The 18,003-nt window shown below is 69.9% G+C and carries 13 protein-coding genes; 10 read left to right on the top strand and 3 right to left on the bottom strand.

Annotation, left to right across the window (positions count from 1 at the left end):
- Nucleotides 1–20 precede the first annotated feature (20 nt).
- From dnaE to NHL53_RS06630, 5 genes are all read left to right on the top strand, one after another.
- The gene (gene dnaE, locus NHL53_RS06650; RefSeq protein ID WP_433776068.1) at nucleotides 21–3,533 is read left to right on the top strand and encodes a DNA polymerase III subunit alpha; all 3,513 of its coding nucleotides are present in this window, start codon (nucleotides 21–23) and stop codon (nucleotides 3,531–3,533) included.
- A gap of 66 nt (nucleotides 3,534–3,599) precedes the next feature.
- Complete coding sequence (locus NHL53_RS06645; protein WP_433776067.1) at nucleotides 3,600–4,826, top strand: hypothetical protein; 1,227 nt, start codon at nucleotides 3,600–3,602, stop codon at nucleotides 4,824–4,826.
- Nucleotides 4,827–4,847: 21 nt separating this feature from the next.
- Complete coding sequence (gene hisD / locus NHL53_RS06640) at nucleotides 4,848–6,149, top strand: histidinol dehydrogenase (RefSeq protein WP_433776066.1); 1,302 nt, start codon at nucleotides 4,848–4,850, stop codon at nucleotides 6,147–6,149.
- A 55-nt stretch (nucleotides 6,150–6,204) separates the two neighbouring features.
- A complete protein-coding gene (gene nrdR / locus NHL53_RS06635; protein WP_433776065.1) occupies nucleotides 6,205–6,672 on the top strand; it encodes a transcriptional regulator NrdR in 468 nt (155 codons plus the stop codon).
- 1 nt (nucleotide 6,673) lies between these two features.
- Nucleotides 6,674–7,702: a quinone-dependent dihydroorotate dehydrogenase gene (locus NHL53_RS06630; RefSeq protein WP_433776064.1), complete on the top strand. Its 1,029-nt coding sequence runs from the start codon at nucleotides 6,674–6,676 to the stop codon at nucleotides 7,700–7,702.
- A 53-nt stretch (nucleotides 7,703–7,755) separates the two neighbouring features.
- Here NHL53_RS06630 and NHL53_RS06625 read toward each other — a convergent pair whose 3' ends face one another.
- A complete protein-coding gene (locus tag NHL53_RS06625) occupies nucleotides 7,756–8,322 on the bottom strand; it encodes a DUF3043 domain-containing protein (protein ID WP_433776063.1) in 567 nt (188 codons plus the stop codon).
- A 54-nt stretch (nucleotides 8,323–8,376) separates the two neighbouring features.
- Between NHL53_RS06625 and NHL53_RS06620 the strand changes: the two genes are divergently transcribed.
- The 5 genes from NHL53_RS06620 (at nucleotide 8,377) to ctaF (ending at nucleotide 13,439) form a co-directional block, all read left to right on the top strand.
- On the top strand, nucleotides 8,377–9,804 hold the full coding sequence (locus NHL53_RS06620; RefSeq protein ID WP_433776062.1) for a dipeptidase: 1,428 nt from the start codon (nucleotides 8,377–8,379) through the stop codon (nucleotides 9,802–9,804).
- 82 nt (nucleotides 9,805–9,886) lie between these two features.
- Nucleotides 9,887–10,252 carry an iron-sulfur cluster insertion protein ErpA gene (erpA, locus tag NHL53_RS06615; protein WP_433776061.1) on the top strand — a complete coding sequence of 122 codons (366 nt, stop codon included), beginning with the start codon at nucleotides 9,887–9,889 and terminating at the stop codon, nucleotides 10,250–10,252.
- A 147-nt stretch (nucleotides 10,253–10,399) separates the two neighbouring features.
- The gene (gene ctaC, locus NHL53_RS06610) at nucleotides 10,400–11,302 is read left to right on the top strand and encodes an aa3-type cytochrome oxidase subunit II (protein ID WP_433776060.1); all 903 of its coding nucleotides are present in this window, start codon (nucleotides 10,400–10,402) and stop codon (nucleotides 11,300–11,302) included.
- Nucleotides 11,303–11,304: 2 nt separating this feature from the next.
- On the top strand, nucleotides 11,305–13,005 hold the full coding sequence (gene ctaD, locus NHL53_RS06605) for an aa3-type cytochrome oxidase subunit I (protein WP_433776059.1): 1,701 nt from the start codon (nucleotides 11,305–11,307) through the stop codon (nucleotides 13,003–13,005).
- Nucleotides 13,002–13,439 (top strand): aa3-type cytochrome oxidase subunit IV, encoded by a 438-nt coding sequence (ctaF, locus tag NHL53_RS06600; RefSeq protein ID WP_433776058.1) that lies wholly within the window; start codon nucleotides 13,002–13,004, stop codon nucleotides 13,437–13,439. Before ctaD ends, ctaF begins: the two co-directional genes overlap by 4 nt.
- 1,797 nt (nucleotides 13,440–15,236) lie before the next feature.
- Here ctaF and qcrB read toward each other — a convergent pair.
- On the bottom strand, nucleotides 15,237–16,916 hold the full coding sequence (gene qcrB / locus NHL53_RS06595; protein ID WP_433776057.1) for a cytochrome bc1 complex cytochrome b subunit: 1,680 nt from the start codon (nucleotides 16,914–16,916) through the stop codon (nucleotides 15,237–15,239).
- A complete protein-coding gene (gene qcrA, locus NHL53_RS06590; RefSeq protein WP_433776056.1) occupies nucleotides 16,913–17,968 on the bottom strand; it encodes a cytochrome bc1 complex Rieske iron-sulfur subunit in 1,056 nt (351 codons plus the stop codon). The genes qcrB and qcrA overlap by 4 nt, the downstream gene beginning before the upstream one ends.
- Nucleotides 17,969–18,003 lie beyond the last annotated feature (35 nt).

The following is an 18,003-nucleotide window of genomic DNA, read 5'->3' as shown; positions in this document are numbered from 1 at the left end:
GGCGAACCTAGACTGGAGCCATGGCCTCCGACAACTTCGTGCACCTCCACGTCCACAGCGAGTACTCGATGCTCGACGGGGCGGCGAAGCTCACCGAGATGACGAAGGCCGCGGCCGAGATGGAGATGCCGGCGATCGCGGTGACCGATCACGGCAACAACTACGCCTCCTTCGAGTTCTACAACGCGGCGAAGGCCGCCGGCGTGAAGCCCATCATCGGCCTCGAGGCGTACGTCACCCCCGGCACCCACCGCTCCGACAAGACGCGCGTGGCGTGGGGAACAGCCGACCAGAAGCGCGACGACGTCTCGGGAGCCGGCGCCTACACCCACATGACCATGTGGGCCGAGAACACCCCCGGCATGCACAACCTCTTCCGGCTCAGCTCGCTCGCGAGCCTGGAGGGCTACTACTTCAAGCCGCGCATGGACCGCGAGCTGCTCCAGACCTACGCCAAGGGCCTCATCGCGACGACCGGCTGCCCCTCGGGCGAGGTCCAGACGCGCCTCCGGCTCGGACAGTACGAGGAGGCGCGTCAGGCGGCGGCCGAGTTCCAGGACATCTTCGGCAGGGAGAACTACTTCTGCGAGATCATGGACCACGGCCTCGACATCGAGCGCCGCGTCATCGGCGACCTGCTGAAGATCTCGAAGGATCTGGGGATCCCGCTCGTCGCCACGAACGACTCGCACTACACCCACCAGCACGACGCGACCGCCCACGAGGCGCTCCTGTGCGTGCAGTCCGGATCGACCCTCGACGACCCGAACCGCTTCAAGTTCGACGGCGACGGCTACTACATCAAGTCCGCGGCCGAGATGCGGCAGATGTTCCGCGACCACCCCGAGGCCTGCGACAGCACGCTGCTCATCGCCGAGCGGTGCGAGATCGAGTTCGACACCTCTGCGAACTACATGCCGCGCTTCCCCGTCCCCGACGGCGAGACGGAGGAGAGCTGGTTCGTCAAGGAGGTCGAGAAGGGCCTCCACTACCGCTACCCGAACGGCATCCCGGACGAGGTGCGCAAGCGCGCCGAGTACGAGATCGGCATCATCACCCAGATGCGGTTCCCCGGATACTTCCTCGTGGTCGCCGACTTCATCAACTGGGCGAAGGAGAACGGGATCCGCGTGGGGCCGGGGCGCGGATCGGGCGCAGGGTCGATGGTCGCGTACGCGATGCGCATCACCGACCTCGACCCGCTCGAGCACGGCCTCATCTTCGAGCGCTTCCTCAACCCCGACCGCGTGTCGATGCCCGACTTCGACGTCGACTTCGACGACCGGCGCCGCGGCGAGGTCATCGACTACGTGACCGAGAAGTACGGCGACGAGCGCGTCGCGCAGATCGTCACCTACGGCACGATCAAGTCGAAGCAGGCGCTCAAGGACGCGGGTCGCGTGCTCGGCTTCCCGTTCAGCATGGGCGAGCGGCTCACGAAGGCGATGCCGCCGCCCGTCATGGCGAAGGACATGCCGCTGGACGGCATGTTCGACCCCGACCATCCCCGGTACAAGGAGGCGAGCGAGTTCCGCACGGTCATCGAGACCGACCCGGAGGCGCGCACGGTCTACGACCGCGCCGTGGGACTCGAGGGGCTGAAGCGCCAGTGGGGCGTGCACGCGGCCGGCGTGATCATGTCGAGCGACCCGCTCATCGACATCATCCCCATCATGAAGCGCGAGCAGGACGGCCAGATCGTCACGCAGTTCGACTATCCGGCGTGCGAGTCGCTCGGCCTCATCAAGATGGACTTCCTGGGGCTGCGCAACCTCACGATCATCTCGGACGCGATCGACAACGTCCGCACCAACCAGGGGGTCGATCTCGACCTCGAGCACCTCGCGCTCGACGACCGCAAGGCGTACGAGCTCCTCACCCGGGGCGACTCGCTCGGCGTCTTCCAGCTCGACGGCGGTCCGCTCCGGTCGCTGATGCGCCTCATGAAGCCCGACAGCTTCGAGGACATCTCGGCCCTCATCGCGCTCTACCGTCCGGGGCCGATGGGGGCGAACTCCCACACGAACTACGCGCTGCGCAAGAACGGCGAGCAGGCGATCACGCCGATCCACCCTGAGCTCGAGGAGCCGCTCGCCGACATCCTCGAGGAGTCGTACGGCCTCATCATCTACCAGGAGCAGGTGATGGCGATCGCGCAGAGGGTCGCCGGGTTCAGCCTCGGACAGGCCGACATCCTGCGCCGCGCGATGGGCAAGAAGAAGAAGTCCGAGCTGGACAAGCAGTACGAGGGCTTCTCCGCGGGGATGAGAGAGCGCGGCTTCAGCGCCGGTGCGATCAAGGCGCTCTGGGACATCCTGCTGCCCTTCTCGGACTACGCCTTCAACAAGGCCCACTCGGCGGCGTACGGCGTCGTCTCCTACTGGACGGCGTACCTGAAGGCGCACTATCCGGCCGAGTACATGGCCGCGCTGCTGACGTCGGTCGGCGACTCGCGCGACAAGCTCGCGATGTACCTCAACGAGTGCCGGCGCATGGGGATCCGGGTGCTCCCGCCCGACGTGTCGGAGTCGATCGAGTTCTTCGCGGCCGTCGGCGACGACATCCGCTTCGGCCTCGGCGCGGTCCGCAACGTCGGCCACAACGTGGTCGAGGGCATCATCCAGGCGCGGGAGGAGGGGCCGTACACGTCGTTCCACGACTTCCTCGATCGCGTGCCGATGCACGTGACGAACAAGCGGACGGTCGAGTCGCTCATCAAGGCCGGGGCCTTCGACGCGATGGGCTCCACGCGCCGCGCGCTCGTGGAGATCCACGAGCAGGCCGTCGAGCAGGCCGTCTCGGACAAGCGCAACGCCGCCGGGGGAGCGATCGGGTTCGACTTCGACAGCCTCTGGGACGAGCCGCAGGCGGCGAACAAGGTGCCGGAGCGACCCGAGTGGACGAAGAAGGACAAGCTCGCGTTCGAGCGCGACATGCTCGGCCTGTACGTCTCCGACCATCCGCTGGCGGGGCTCGAAGTGCCGCTCGCGAAGCACCGGTCGATCACGATCAACGACCTCCTGAACTCGGAGGACGTCTCGGACGGAGACCAGGTCATGATCGCGGGGCTCGTGACGACCGCGCAGCATCGCGTGGCGAAGTCGAGCGGCAACCCGTACGGCATGATCACGATCGAGGACTTCGAGGCCGAGGTCACGGTCATGTTCATGGGCAAGACCTACACGGAGTTCCAGCCGATCCTGCAGCAGGACTCGATCCTCGTGGTGCGCGGTCGCGTGTCGGTCCGCGACGACGGGCTCAACATCCACGCGCAGGCGGCGTTCGCGCCCGACATCGGCACGGACGACGTGTCCGGCCCGCTCATGCTCCTCCTGCCCGAGGCGCGGGCGACCGAGCGCGTCGTGGGCGATCTGGCCGAGGTGCTCGATCGGCATGCCGGCGACACGGAGGTGCATCTGAAGATGCACAGGGGCGGCGTCGCCAAGGTCTTCGAGGTCCCCAAGCCCGTGCGGATCTCCGCCGAGCTGTTCGGCGACCTCAAGGCCCTGCTCGGTCCGCAGTGCCTCGCATGATCCGTTCGATCTCGACGCGTAGGATCATCGGGTCGTCTCGCGCCGCGACGTCAGAAGGAGTGCATCGTGACTGACCTGAACGCCCCCCGACCCGAGAATGAGCAGCCGGCCGCCGGGACGCTCCCGAACCAGCGCTTCATCGCGCAGGCGTCGCACGAGCAGCCGCTCGAGGAGGATCCCGCGAACGCGCAGCAGGGCGCGGGTCCGTTCACCCTGCGCGAGTGGTTCGTGGTCGGCGCGGGAGCGGTTCTGCTCCTCCTGTCCTTCTTCAGTGTCGTGCGCACGTCGGAGGTCGGCTTCTTCGGGCCGAGCGCCTATCTGCCGGTGTGGCGCATGGGGATCGACTGGGTCGGCGCCGTGCTCCTGCCGCTCCTCGCATCGTCGCTCCTCGCGGCGCGCCGCTTCCGTCCGTCGCTGCAGCGCATCGGCGGGCTCGGCATCGACCAGTTCGCCTCCGTGGCCTTCGCCGTCACGGCCTACGTCTGGCTCGCGGTCGTCTGGAACGCCTTCCCCTACGCCAGTCCCGTGCCCTGGCTGGGGCTGATCGTCGCGCTCGCCGGCCTGTTCTTCACCGCCCTGGCGCCGCTCGTCCCGCCGTTCTCCGATGACTTCGCGGGGCGCGACGAGGTGCTCGCTCACCCGACCGCCCGGCCCGCTCGCCCCCTCGCCCGTGTGCGCCTCGCGCCCGCGCCCGCGTGGGACGGACAGCAGGCCGCGCCGCACCCCGCCGGCGCGCCGCAGCAGGCGCCCTACGGCAGCATCCCGACCCCGTGGGCCCAGCAGCACGGGCCCGTCGCCGCGCCGCAGCAGGCCGGCCCTCCCGTCGCCGAGTCCGCCCCGCAGACGACGGCGTTCCCCGTCGCGCCGATCGTCGGGAGCGATCTCTCCTCTCCCGCGGAGGAGACGCCCGTGCCGCCGGCCGAGGCCGCCGCGGACGTGCCCGGCGCCGCCGCGGACGTGCCCTCGGGGGATCCCGTCACGCAGGCCGCACCCGTCGAGGACGCCGCGCCGTCGCAGACGGAGGAGGCTCCCGGGCTGTCCGAGCCCGACGCGGGGGAGGGCCCCGCATCGGAGCCGGTCGCCGAAGCGGAGGCGACCGCCGCGCCCCAGCCCTTCTGGGCGCTCGTTCCGGAGGAGCGCCAGGTCTACGACCCGCAGGGCCAGCCCGGCTTCCGCGTCGGCCCGACCGCCTGGGCGCTCGTGCTCGAGGACCGCGGCGACGTGTTCGTCATCCGCCACGACGACGGCCGCATCGGCTTCCTGTTCGACATCTCCGGCGTCACCCGCGGCTGAGCCGCTCACACGAAGGACACCATGCGCACGATCGACCTCCGGGGTCTGGACCTGACCCCCGCCGAGCTCCTCACCGCCGTTCCGCGCGCCGCCGAGGCGCGTCAGGCGGCGCATGACGCGGCCGCGCGGATCGTCGAGGAGGTCCGCGCGGACGGCGAGTCCGCGCTGCGCGCGCAGGCCGAGCGGTTCGACGGCGTCGTCGCGCACGAGATCCGGGTGCCCGCCGCGCACATCGCCGAGGCGGTCTCCGGCCTGGAGCCCGACGTCCGCGCGGCGCTCGAGGAGTCGATCGACCGCGTGCGCCGCGCCTCGGCGGCCCAGGTTCCCGAGCCGCGCGCGACGCTCCTCGGCGACGGCGCCCGCGTGGCGCAGCGCTGGCAGCCGGTCGCGCGCGCGGGCGTGTACGTGCCGGGCGGCAAGGCTGTCTACCCGTCGAGCGTCGTGATGAACGTCGTGCCCGCGCAGGTCGCGGGGGTCGGCCGGATCGCCCTCGCCTCCCCGCCGCAGAGCGACGCGGGCGGCCGCGTGCACCCGACGATCCTCGCCGTCGCCGGCCTCCTCGGCGTCGACGAGGTCTACGCGATGGGAGGCGCGGGGGCGATCGCGGCGTTCGCCTACGGCGTGCCGTCGCTCGACCTCGATCCCGTCGACGTCGTCTCCGGCCCCGGCAACAACTTCGTGGCGGCGGCCAAGAGGGTCGTCGCCGGCCGCGTGGGCACCGACGCCGAGGCGGGCGCCACCGAGATCCTCGTGTCGGCGGACGGCGACGCGGATCCGCGGCTCATCGCCTACGACCTCGTGAGCCAGGCGGAGCACGACGAGCAGGCCTCCGCCGTGCTCGTCACCTGGTCGGAGGACCTCGCGCGCCGCGTCGCGGAGGAGGTCGAGAGCGTGGCCGGTCGCACCCGCCACGCCGAGCGCGTGCGGCAGGCGCTCGCCGGACCGCAGTCGGCGATCGTCCTCGTCGACGACGCGGCGACGGCCGCGGCCTTCAGCAACGCCTACGGCCCTGAGCACCTCGAGCTGCACCTCGCCGATGCGGAGGAGGCGGTCGCGGAGTACACGAGCGCCGGAGCGGTGTTCGTGGGCCCGTCGTCGCCCGTCAGCCTCGGCGACTACCTGGCGGGGAGCAACCACGTCCTCCCGACGGGGGGACAGGCGCGCTACGGGTCGGGGCTCGGCGCGTACACGTTCCTGCGTCCGCAGCAGGTGATCTCCTACGATCGCGCGGCGCTCGCGGAGGTCGCCGACCGGATCGTCGCGCTCGCGGACGAGGAGCAGCTGCCCGCGCACGGCGAGGCCGTGCGCGCGAGATTCGCTTGAGGCCGCGGATTCCCTGAGGGCCCTGCGGCGTCCGTCGCGATAGGCTGAGCGCCCTATGCACTGCCCTTTCTGCCGCCACCCGGACTCGCGCGTCATCGATTCGCGCACCAGCGACGACGGCCTGTCGATCCGACGACGGCGCCAGTGCCCCGAATGCGGAGGCCGCTTCTCGACGAGCGAGACCGCGGCGCTCACCGTCATCAAGCGCTCGGGCGCGGTCGAGCCGTTCCTGCGCAGCAAGGTCGTCTCCGGCGTGAGCAAGGCCTGTCAGGGGCGCCCCGTCACCGACGACGATCTCGCGCTGCTCGCCCAGAAGGTCGAGGAGGCGCTGCGCGCGACGGGGCAGAGCGCCTTCGAGACGGGCGACATCGGGCTCGCCATCCTCGGTCCGCTGCGCGACCTCGACGAGGTCGCCTACCTGCGCTTCGCGAGCGTGTACCGCGCGTTCGACTCGCTCGAGGACTTCGAAGAGGCGATCGCCGATCTGCGCGCCGACCACCGCACCGAGCCGAGCGAGGACTGACATGGGGCTCTACGACCTGATCTACCGGCGCGTGCTCCGGCACACCGATCCCGAGCTGATCCACCACGTCGGCATGCTCGTCATCCGCGCGGCGGGCACCTGGCCGCTCCGGCCGGTCGTCTCGCGTCTCACGGCGCCGGACCCGTCGTTGCGCGTGCGCGCGCTGGGGCGCACGTTCCCGTCGCCGCTCGGCATCGCCGCGGGGTTCGACAAGAACGCCGTGGGCGTGCGAGGGCTCTCGGCGCTCGGGTTCGGGCACGTGGAGATCGGCACGGTCACGGCGATCCCGCAGCCGGGCAACCCGAAGCCCCGGCTGTTCCGTCTCGTGGAGGACGACGCGCTCGTCAACCGCATGGGCTTCAACAACCGCGGCGCGGCGGCGGCCGCCCGGCGACTCGCCCGCCTGCGTCGCGGGGGAGCGGTGGTCGGCGCGAACATCGGCAAGAGCCGCGTCGTCGACGTCGCCGACGCGACGGACGACTATCTGCGCAGCGCGCGCATGCTCGCGCCGCTCGCCGACTACGTCGCGGTCAACGTCTCGTCTCCCAACACCCCCGGCCTGCGCGGGCTGCAGGCGGCTGAGACGCTCCGCCCGCTGCTCGAGGCGGTCCGCGACGCGGTCGGCACGACGCCGCTCCTCGTGAAGATCGCCCCCGATCTCGAGGACGACGAGATCGAGGCGATCGCCCTCCTGGCGCGCGACGCGGGCCTCGCAGGCCTCATCGCGACGAACACGACCATCTCCCGCGAGGGGCTCCGCGCGGCGCCCGACGAGGTCGAGAGGATCGGCGCGGGCGGACTGTCGGGCGCGCCGCTGCGCGAGCGATCCCTCGCGGTCCTCCGCACCGTGCGCGCCGCGGTCTCGGATCCCGAGTTCTGCGTGATCTCGGTCGGCGGCATCGAGACCGCAGACGACGTGACCGAGCGCCTCCAGGCGGGGGCGACCCTCGTGCAGGGCTACAGCGCCTTCATCTACCGCGGCCCGCTCTGGGCCAGCCGCATCAGCCGCGCGCTCGCGTCGCGGCGCTGAGCACGAAGAAGGGGGCCGAGCTCGCTTCGGCCCCCTTCTTCGTGCGCGTGCGCTCAGATCGACGGATACTGCCCGCGGCGCACCTGAGCCTTCGGAACGCGCATGAAGCGCATCTGGATCGAGCGCATCGCGGCGTACCAGCCGAGGCCCTTCTCGCGCTTGTCGCCGAACTTCTCGGCGGCCTTCGCCTTGACGCGGTTCGAGAGCAGCAGCATGTCGCCGATGACGAAGATGATGAAGATCCACAGCACGACGAACGACCAGAACTGGGTCGCGTAGGTCGGGATGAACGTCATGACGATCACGAGGACCATCATCGGCATGAGGAACTCGCCGAGGTGCCATCCGGCGTCGGTCCAGTCGCGGACGAAGCGGCGCTGCGGCCCCTTGTCGCGGGGCCCCAGGTAGCGGTCCTCGCCGTTGGACATGCCGACCCGGGCGCGCTCCTGACGGGCGCGCATGTCCTGGCGCGCGGCCTTCTTGGCCTCCTTCGTCGTGGCGACGAGGGGCCGGATGCGCTTCGCCTCCTGCTCGGCGCGCGTCGGGGTCGGACGCCCCTTGCCGACGGCCTGGGGGGCGTCGGCCGCATCGTTGTCGGCGGGCTGGGCGTTCTTGGCCATGACGGAGCACCTCGGAGGGGAGTCGAGCGGGAGGATCCTCCTAAGATTACCCGCATGACTTCCGCGATTCCTCAGGACGGCCAGATCCCTTCCGATGACGACGCGCTCCTCGAAGCGGTCGCGGGGGGCTTCCCCCGCGCCGTCGACGACCTCGGGCGGCTCGTGCGGATCCCGGGGATCGCCTGGCCGGCGTTCGATCAGACCCGTCTCGAGGCGAGCGCGGAGGAGATCGCGCGCCTCGCGGAGGAGACCGGGCTGTTCGACGACGTGTCGATCTCGCGCGCTCCCGTGGCGGACGGAGACGGGGAGCTCGGCCAGCCGGCCGTCCTCGCGGTGCGCCGGGCGCGCGCGGGACGCCCGACGATCATGCTGTACGCGCACCACGACGTGCAGCCTCCCGGAGACGACGAGCTGTGGGAGACCCCGCCGTTCGAGCCCACCGTGCGCGACGGGCGCATCTACGCGCGCGGCGCCGCCGACGACAAGGCGGGCGTCATGACGCACATCGCGGCGCTGCGCGCGATCGCCGAGACCGTCGGCGCGGACGACCTCGACCTCGGCATCGTCCTGTTCGTCGAGGGCGAGGAGGAGTACGGATCCCGCTCGTTCGTCCCGTTCCTCGAAGCGCACGCCGACGAGATGCGCTCGGACGTGATCGTGGTCGCCGACTCGGGAAACTGGGACGAGACCACGCCCGCCGTCACCGTGTCGCTGCGCGGGAACGCGAAGTTCCACCTCACGGTGCGCACGCTCGCGCACGCGTCGCACTCGGGGATGTTCGGGGGAGCGGTGCCGGACGCGATGATGGCGGCCATCCGCCTGCTGTCGACCCTGTGGGACGAGAGCGGATCGGTGGCGGTGGAGGGCCTCGCCCAGCGCGACGCGGAGACCCCCGCCTACGACGAGCGGCGCCTGCGCGAGGAGACGGGGCTCCTCGACGGGGTGCGGCCCATCGGCGACGGCACCATCCTCAGCCGCATCTGGAACAAGCCCACCGTGACCGTCACGGGCATCGACTTCACGCCGGTCGAGGCGGCGAGCAACACCCTCTCGCCCGAGGTGACGGTCGTCGTCAGCTGCCGGGTCGGGCCCGGGCAGAGCTCCGCGGACGCCTACGCCGCGATCGAGCGGCACCTCCGCGCCCACGCGCCGTTCGGGGCGCAGCTCCAGTTCAGCGAGGTCGACCTCGGCGACGGGTTCCTCGTGGACACGTCAGGCTGGGCGGTCGAGGAGGTGCGCTCCGCGCTCGCGCAGGGCTACGGCGCTGAGCCGGTCGACTACGGGGTGGGCGGGTCGATCCCGTTCATCTCCGACCTGGTGGAGCGCTTCCCGGGCGCGCAGATCCTCGTCACCGGCGTGGAGGACCCGCACTCGCGCGCGCACAGCCCGAACGAGTCGCTCCACATCGAGACCTTCCGCAGCGCGATCCGATCAGAGGCCCTGCTCCTGGCGCGCCTCGACCGCCGCGAGAACGCCGGCTGACGAGCCGCCCCCGGCTCCGGCCCGTAGAATCGACGAAGACAGCCGCCCCACGTGCGCGGTGACCCACGGAGAGGAGAAGGTCATGACCGACACCACGATGACCGCCGAGGCGCCCGAGCGCGCGCACGGCGTGAGCCTCACCGACGCCGCGGCGGCGAAGGTGAAGAGCCTGCTGGACCAGGAGGGACGCGACGACCTGCGCCTGCGGGTCGCGGTGCAGCCCGGCGGATGCTCGGGGCTCATCTACCAGCTCTACTTCGACGAGCGCTACCTCGAGGACGACCAGACCGTCGACTTCGAGGGCGTCGAGGTGATCGTCGACGCGATGTCGATCCCCTATCTCGACGGCGCGACGATCGACTTCAAGGACACGATCCAGGAGCAGGGGTTCACGATCGACAACCCCAACGCCTCGGGCAGCTGCGCCTGCGGCGACAGCTTCCACTGATCAGCACGCAGAAAACCCCCGGGCTCTCCGAGCCCGGGGGTTTTTCGTGCACATCCAGGTGTCGGCTCGCTGAGAGCGTGGCATGAACCGGGTGGGACGTTGCCATAGGATGGAAGACAGCCACTTCCCTGTTCGAAAGGTGAATTCGTGCCGTCGAAACGCCGAATCCGCTGGGCCGCGCTCCCCGTGACCGCGGCGGCCGCGGTCGCCCTCGCGGGCTGCACTCCCACTGAGCTCCACGGTTACCTCCCCGGTTTTGACGAGTCGGGCGTTCCGACGACGAACCAGACCGAGGGGCTCGCCTCTCTCTGGGTCGGCTCCTGGGTGGTGCTGCTCATCGTGGGCGTCATCACGTGGGGGCTCATGCTGTGGGCGATGATCGTGTACCGGCGCCGCAAGGGCCAGTCCGGTCTGCCCGTGCAGCTCCGCTACAACATGCCGATCGAGATCTTCTTCACGGCGGTTCCGCTGATCCTCGTCCTCGGTCTCTTCGCGTTCACCGCGCGGGAGCAGGCGGCGGTGGAGAAGCCCTGGGCGGACGACGAGGTCGAGGTGGAGATCACCGCGATCGCGAAGCAGTGGGCGTGGGACTTCCAGTACGAGGACGCCACGGCCGGCGGCGAGCCCGTCTACTCGATGGGCATCCAGGCGCAGCCCGACGCGCAGGGCAACATCGACCAGGAGCAGCTGCCGACGCTGGTGCTGCCCGTCGACAAGAAGGTCACGATCGACCTGCAGTCGCGCGACGTGATCCACTCCTTCTGGATCATCGACTTCCTGTACAAGAAGGACATGTACATCGGCCACGACAACTCGTGGTCGTTCATCCCGACCCGCGAGGGCACGTACGCCGGCAAGTGCGCCGAGCTGTGCGGCGAGTACCACTCGATGATGCTCTTCAACGTCGAGGTGGTCAGCGAGGCCGAGTACGAGGCCTACCTCGGCTCCCTCGAGTCCGACGGCAACGTCGGCGATGTCAGCGACGAATACCACCGCCTGCAGAACCTCCCGGGCACCGGGGCGCAGGACGAGAACGAGGAAGGGCACTGAGAATGAGCGCGTCCCAGCCTCTGCCTCCCCGTCAGGCCGCTCTCCTGAGCGGATCCCGCACGGGTGACAAGGGCAACATCATCGTCAAGTGGATCACCTCCACCGACCACAAGACGATCGGGTACATGTACCTGATCACCTCGGTGGTCTTCTTCCTGCTGGGCGGCGTCATGGCGCTCATCATCCGCGCCGAGCTGTTCGCCCCCGGCATGCAGATCGTGCCGACGAAGGAGCAGTACAACCAGCTCTTCACGATGCACGGCACCGTGATGCTGCTGATGTTCGCGACGCCGCTGTTCGCGGGCTTCGCCAACGCGCTGCTTCCCCTGCAGATCGGCGCGCCCGACGTCGCCTTCCCGCGTCTGAACGCCTTCGCCTTCTGGCTGTTCACGTTCGGCTCGATCATCGCGGTGGCCGGATTCCTCACCCCGCAGGGCGCAGCCTCGTTCGGCTGGTTCGCATACCAGCCGCTCGCGAACGCGTCGTTCTCGCCGGGCGTCGGCGGGCACCTCTGGATGGTCGGCCTCGGCATCTCCGGATTCGGAACGATCTTCGGCGCGGTGAACTTCATCACGACGATCATCACGATGCGCGCTCCCGGCATGACCATGTGGCGCATGCCGATCTTCACCTGGAACACGCTCATCACGAGCATGCTCATCCTCATCGCGTTCCCGGTTCTGGCCGCCGCGATGCTGGCCGCCGCGAGCGACCGCATCTTCAACTCGCACGTGTACGACCCGGCCAACGGCGGGGTGCTCCTCTGGCAGCACCTGTTCTGGTTCTTCGGGCACCCCGAGGTCTACATCATCGCGCTGCCCTTCTTCGGCATCGTCTCCGAGATCTTCCCTGTGTTCAGCCGCAAGCCGATCTTCGGGTACAAGACCCTCGTCTACGCGACGATCGCGATCGCGGCGCTGTCGGTCTCGGTGTGGGCCCACCACATGTACGTGACCGGCGCGGTGCTGCTGCCGTTCTTCGCGCTCATGACGATGCTCATCGCCGTTCCGACCGGCGTGAAGATCTTCAACTGGCTCGGCACGATGTGGCGAGGCTCTCTCACGTTCGAGACGCCCATGCTGTTCTCGCTCGGCTTCCTCGTGTCGTTCGTCTTCGGCGGCCTCACGGGCGTGATCCTGTCGGCTCCTCCGCTCGACTTCCACGTGAGCGACTCGTACTTCGTCGTCGCGCACTTCCACTACGTGGTCTTCGGAACGGTCGTGTTCGCGATGTTCGCGGGCTTCTACTTCTGGTGGCCGAAGTGGACCGGAAAGATGCTCAACGAGCGTCTCGGCTACGTGCACTTCTGGATGCTGTTCATCGGCTTCCACATGACGTTCCTCATCCAGCACTGGCTGGGCGTCGACGGCATGGTCCGCCGCTACGCGGACTACTCCGAGGCGGACGGGTGGACGTGGGGCAACCAGCTCTCGACCGTGGGAGCCATGATCCTCGCGGCGTCGATGATCCCGTTCTTCCTGAACGTCTGGATCACCGCGCGCAACGCGCCGAAGGTCACGAGCAACGACCCGTGGGGCTACGGCGGTTCGCTCGAGTGGGCGACCAGCTGCCCGCCCCCGCGTCACAACTTCGCGTCGATCCCGCGCATCCGCTCGGAGCGCCCGGCGTTCGACATCAACCACCCCGAGACGGCGCCTGATGCCGAGCCGGCGCCGGCCCTTGCGGAAGGACAGACCAAATGAAGTCGCAGGCGGTCATCTGGTGGGTCCTGACGGCGTTCTTCGCCCTCATGACCGCGGTGTACATCGTCTGGAACGTCGTCGCCCACGGTGTGACGCCCTGGTACGAGGGTCTCGAGTGGGTCGGCACCGCGACCCTGCTGTTCACCACCTTCATGTCGGGCATGATCGGGTTCTTCGTCGAGAAGATCCACCGCTCGCAGAAGGGCCTCGACCTCCCCGAGGATCGCCTCGACGCGCGCACGGAGGACGGCGACTTCGAGCAGGGCGAGTTCAGCCCCTGGTCGTGGTGGCCCCTCGTGCTGGCCTCCGCGCCGGCGGTGGGCGTGATCGCCCTGGCGACGGCGCACTTCCTCATCCCGCTGGCGGCCGGACTCCTCGTCGTCGGCCTCGTCGGCTGGGTGTACGAGTACTACCGCGGCAACTTCGCCCGCTGAGCGCCCCACGCGCTCTTCCGAAGCGGCCCCCGAGCATCGCGCTCGGGGGCCGCTTGCGTCGTCGCGAGCGTCTTCTTCTCGCGGCCACGAGCGGGCAGGCGCGCCGCTGCTCTCTGGTGCTCGGGAGCACCGTGAGGGTGTCTGCGGCGCGAGGAGCGCCCGGCTGACGACCTTCACGGCGCTCGAGCTGCCGAGGGCCTCCTGACGCGGTGCTCCGTCGCCCGAGCCGGAATAACTGCTGCCGTGACCGAGGGACCACGCCCCCGCTGTACGTGCGCCCCGAAACACGCTGTCGGGGACGGGAGCGCCGGAGGCGCGGTGCAGGGAGCGGGACGGCAGAGGATCGGACCCGACCCTCTGTGCGTACGTTCGCGCCTCCGAGAGCGCCGCTCGCGGTCGCGGGCATGTTCTCGCCGAGGTCAGACGCCTCCGGGGAGTGAGCCGGCTGCATCCCGCGCCGTCAGGCGTGCGTGCTGCGTTCTCGTGGAGGCCACCCGAACCGCGGACGGATCGCGCCCCGCCGCCGGTGCGTTTCTCCTCCTCGGGGCGGGCTGCCCAACGGCCGGGTCGCAGAATCGCAGGGACCCGGGCCGTTCGCGGGTGCGTTCGCGCGACCTGGGACGGTCAGAGGAGCACTGCGCGGCTCGGGGAACGTCGGTGGCTGCCAGGGGCCGTGCTCCGGAGCGCAGGCACGTCGACGACCGCGGCTGGTGGCGGTGCGGGCGACGCGCGCCGGCTCCGCTCGGTGCCGTGGGTCACCGCCGTACGCGCCGTCGGGCGTTCCTGCCGTGTTCTCGGGGAGGTGGTCGGCCGTCTGTGTCGCGGAGACGAATGGATCCCCGCGCTCGGCGCGTGCGTTCGGGCGACCCGGGGAGGTGGTTGCAGGTGCCGGGAGAGAGGGCGCGTTCGCAGCGGCGAGCTCGTGGCCCGTGTGCGGGGTGGTGCGACGCGGGGAGCCGCACACGGGACGCGAGGAGGGCGAGGCAGATGGAGGAGGGGGCAGTTTCCGTCGTCGACCGTGCTCCGACCGTGCGCCGCGCTGTCGGGCGAACCACGGGGTCCTCCGACGCCGCGAGGAGAGCGAGGCGGGCGGAGGGCGGGGCTGAGTGACGGCCACCGCGTGCGGCTGATGGCAGACCCGGCGCCGGGTGGGTCGGCGATCGCGAGGGATGGCGCGCGGGCGCCTGCCCGTACCTGGCACGGAGCGCACGCAGGGCGTGACGGTCGCGAGGTGCCTGTCCGTCCCGACGACGCTCTCCGTGCCTCCTTCGGCGCGGCGCCTCGGCAGAGGCAGAGGGACCGTCGGATCCGACCCACGCCAGGGCTCGTGACGCACCCGCGGAGGGACGGGCCGAAGCCTGTCAGAGGCGAACTGCGCGCCGGGCGGTTCGCCCCCCGGAGATCCCCTTCCGCGGCGGGGCTGGGCTCGGGGGACGGATCCTCGGCGCAGCTCGCAGGGTGGGACGAGAATCACCCGCGGCACGGAGCGTACGCCCCGCGATGACCGCGATGCCCCTGGTCTCGCGCGGCGACGAGCTCCGGCACCGCTCGGTGCGCAGGACCGGCAGGCGCAGACGGATCGGCCGGCCCGCCACGGCTCTGTGGCCGCGGCGCACTCGTGGTACGGGATCCCGAAGCCTCTCAGAGGCGAACCGGGCGCGGAGAGGGAGCGTCTCCTTCTCTCCGGGAGAGGCACCCGGGGCGGGAAGAGTCGCAGACCGCCGGACAGAGGCGGGGGAGAGAGGACGCGAAAAGGGCCCGAACGGAATCCTCCGTTCGGGCCCTCTCTGCGGGCGTTCAGTGCTTGGCTGCGCCGCTCTCGATCTCGTCGTGCTCCGGCTCGCCGATCTCGTGCAGCGTGTGCTGCTGGTGCTCCAGCGCCGCGCGGTACTCGGTCTCGGTGACGGGCTGGAGGCGGTCCTCGAAGAACCAGCGCGACAGCGCCGAGCGGAACTTCTGCGAGGCCGGGATGCGGCCCTTGTCGTTCGGGCGCGCGATGAGCGGCTCGTACGTCTCGTCGGCGACGAGCGTCCAGCGCTCGTACTCGTCGAGGGGCTTGTGCACCTCCTGGAACTCGCCGTGCGGCAGGCGGATGATGCGGCCCGACTCGTAGCCGTGCAGCACGATCTCGCGGTCCTTCTTCTGCAGCGCGAGGCAGATGCGCTTCGTGATGAAGTACACGATCACGGTGCCGAGTGTCAGCATGGCCTGCAGGGCGTGGATCACGCCCTCCATCGTGAGGCGGAAGTGCGTCGCGATGAGGTCGGACGAGGCCGCCGCCCACAGGACCGCGTAGAACCAGACGCCCGCGGCTCCGATGGCGGTGCGCGTCGCCGCGCTGCGCGGACGCTGCGCGATGTGGTGCTCGCGCTTGTCGCCCGTGACCCACGCCTCGATGAAGGGGTAGATCGCGACGAGCACGATGAACACGCCCAGCACGGCGATCGGGATGAGGATGCCCAGCGGGTAGACGTGGCCGAGGATCGTCACGTCGAGGTGCGGGGGAGCGAGGCGCAGCGCGCCGTCGGCGAAGCCGATGTACCAGTCGGGCTGCGTTCCCGCCGAGACGGGAGACGGGTCGTACGGGCCGTAGCCCCAGATCGGGTTGATCTGCACGAGCGACGCGATCAGCACCAGGGCGCCGAAGACGATGAAGAAGAAGCCGCCCATCTTCGACATGTACACCGGCATCATCGGGTAGCCCACGACGTTGCCGTTGGTGCGGCCGGGGCCGGCGAACTGCGTGTGCTTGTTGACGATCATCAGCACGAGGTGCACGGCGATCAGTGCGATCACGATCAGCGGCAGGATCAGGATGTGCAGGGTGTACAGGCGTCCGACGATGTCGGTGCCGGGGAACTCGCCGCCGAACATCAGGTACGACGTCCACGGACCGATCACGGGGATTCCCTTGATCATGCCGTCGATGATGCGCAGGCCGTTGCCGGAGAGCACGTCGTCGGGGAGCGAGTAGCCCGTGAAGCCCTCGGCCATCGCCAGGACGAAGAGCACGAAGCCGACGACCCAGTTGAGCTCGCGGGGCTTGCGGAACGCGCCGGTGAAGAAGACGCGCAGCATGTGCACGCCGATGCCGGCCACGAAGGTCAGCGCCGCCCAGTGGTGCAGCTGGCGCACGAGGAGGCCGCCGCGCAGGTCGAAGCTGATGTGCAGCGTCGACTCCATCGCGGCGGACATCGCGATGCCGCGCATGGGGGCGTAGGCGCCGTTGTAGTAGGTCTCGACCATCGACGCCTGGAAGAAGAACGTCAGGAACGTGCCCGAGATGAGCACGACGACGAACGACCACAGCGCGATCTCGCCGAGCATGAACGACCAGTGGTCGGGGAAGACCTTGCGGCCGAGGGCCTTGACCAGTCCCGAGAGGCTCGTGCGCTCGTCGATGTAGTTCGCCGTGGCGCCCACGAAGCGCCCGCCGAGCGGCGCCTTCTTGTCTTCAGGTTCGTGTGCGGTGCTCAATGCAGCTCCCAGAAGCTCGGACCGACGGGCTCGGTGAAGTCGCTCTTCGCGATGAGGTATCCCTCATCGTCGACGGTGATGGGCAGCTGAGGCAGCGGGCGCGAGGCCGGGCCGAAGACGACCTTCGCCTCGTCGGACACGTCGAACTGCGACTGGTGACAGGGGCAGAGGAGGTGGTGCGTGTGCTGCTCGTACAGCGCCACGGGGCAGCCGACGTGCGTGCAGACCTTGGAATACGCGACGATGCCGTCGTACGACCAGTCCTTGCGCTCCTCGCGCTCCGTGAGCTGCTCGGGGCGCATGCGCACCATGAGCACCATCGCCTTGGCCTTCTCCTCGAGGTAGCCGTCGCTGTGGCTGAGCCCGGCGAGGGTCTCGGGGATGACGTGGAAGGCGGAGCCGAGGGTGACGTCGCTCGCGCGGATGCGGGTGCCGTCGGGGTCGCGGGTGAGGTGCTCGCCGTCCGTCCACATCGTCTGCTTGAGCAGGGCGACGGGACTCTGGCCGTCGTGCGGCGCGAGGCCGCGGAACAGCGTGACGCCCGGCAGGATCGAGGCGACGAGAGCCGCGAACAGCGAGTTGCGGATCATCTTGCGACGACCGAAGCCCGACTCCTCGTTGGCCTTCTCGAACACCTCGACGGCGCCGTCGCGCGTCTCGACCGTGCCGCGGGTCGGGTGGCGCTCCTCGACGTGCTCCTTGTCGCTCATGAGCGTCTTCGACCAGTGGATGGCGCCGACGCCGATGGCGAGCAGGGCGAACGCGATGCCCAGGCCGATGAACATGTTGTTGTGCCGGATCGAGGTGAACTCCATGTCCTCGATCGGGAACAGCATGTACGCGGCGACGGCCCAGATGCTCGCGGCGACCGACACGTAGAACAGCGTGTAGATCGTGCGCTCGGCGCGCTTCGCGGCCTTCGGGTCCTGGTCGGTGATGCGCTCGCGGTGCGGGGGAAGCCCGGGGTTCTGCACCGGGTCGTCGATCGCGACGGCGAGGCCGGAGGAGGGCTGCTGCGCCTTCTCCACGCCCTGCGATTCGTCGTGTGCCATCGTGCTCCTTGTCACGTCCTCTTCGTTCGACATGC

This window comes from Microbacterium sp. gxy059 (assembly GCF_050958665.1).
Taxonomy (GTDB): Bacteria; Actinomycetota; Actinomycetes; order Actinomycetales; family Microbacteriaceae; genus Microbacterium.
This window is presented reverse-complemented; position numbering and strand designations above follow the sequence as displayed.

Coding starts and splice junctions, on each gene's coding strand:
- ctaF (WP_433776058.1), top strand. CDS start 13,002: ATGAAGTCGCAGGCGGTCATCTGGTGGGTCCTGACGGCGTTCTTCGCC.
- NHL53_RS06630 (WP_433776064.1), top strand. CDS start 6,674: ATGGGGCTCTACGACCTGATCTACCGGCGCGTGCTCCGGCACACCGAT.
- NHL53_RS06625 (WP_433776063.1), bottom strand. CDS start 8,322: ATGGCCAAGAACGCCCAGCCCGCCGACAACGATGCGGCCGACGCCCCC.
- NHL53_RS06620 (WP_433776062.1), top strand. CDS start 8,377: ATGACTTCCGCGATTCCTCAGGACGGCCAGATCCCTTCCGATGACGAC.
- dnaE (WP_433776068.1), top strand. CDS start 21: ATGGCCTCCGACAACTTCGTGCACCTCCACGTCCACAGCGAGTACTCG.
- nrdR (WP_433776065.1), top strand. CDS start 6,205: ATGCACTGCCCTTTCTGCCGCCACCCGGACTCGCGCGTCATCGATTCG.
- ctaD (WP_433776059.1), top strand. CDS start 11,305: ATGAGCGCGTCCCAGCCTCTGCCTCCCCGTCAGGCCGCTCTCCTGAGC.
- qcrA (WP_433776056.1), bottom strand. CDS start 17,968: ATGGCACACGACGAATCGCAGGGCGTGGAGAAGGCGCAGCAGCCCTCC.
- hisD (WP_433776066.1), top strand. CDS start 4,848: ATGCGCACGATCGACCTCCGGGGTCTGGACCTGACCCCCGCCGAGCTC.
- erpA (WP_433776061.1), top strand. CDS start 9,887: ATGACCGACACCACGATGACCGCCGAGGCGCCCGAGCGCGCGCACGGC.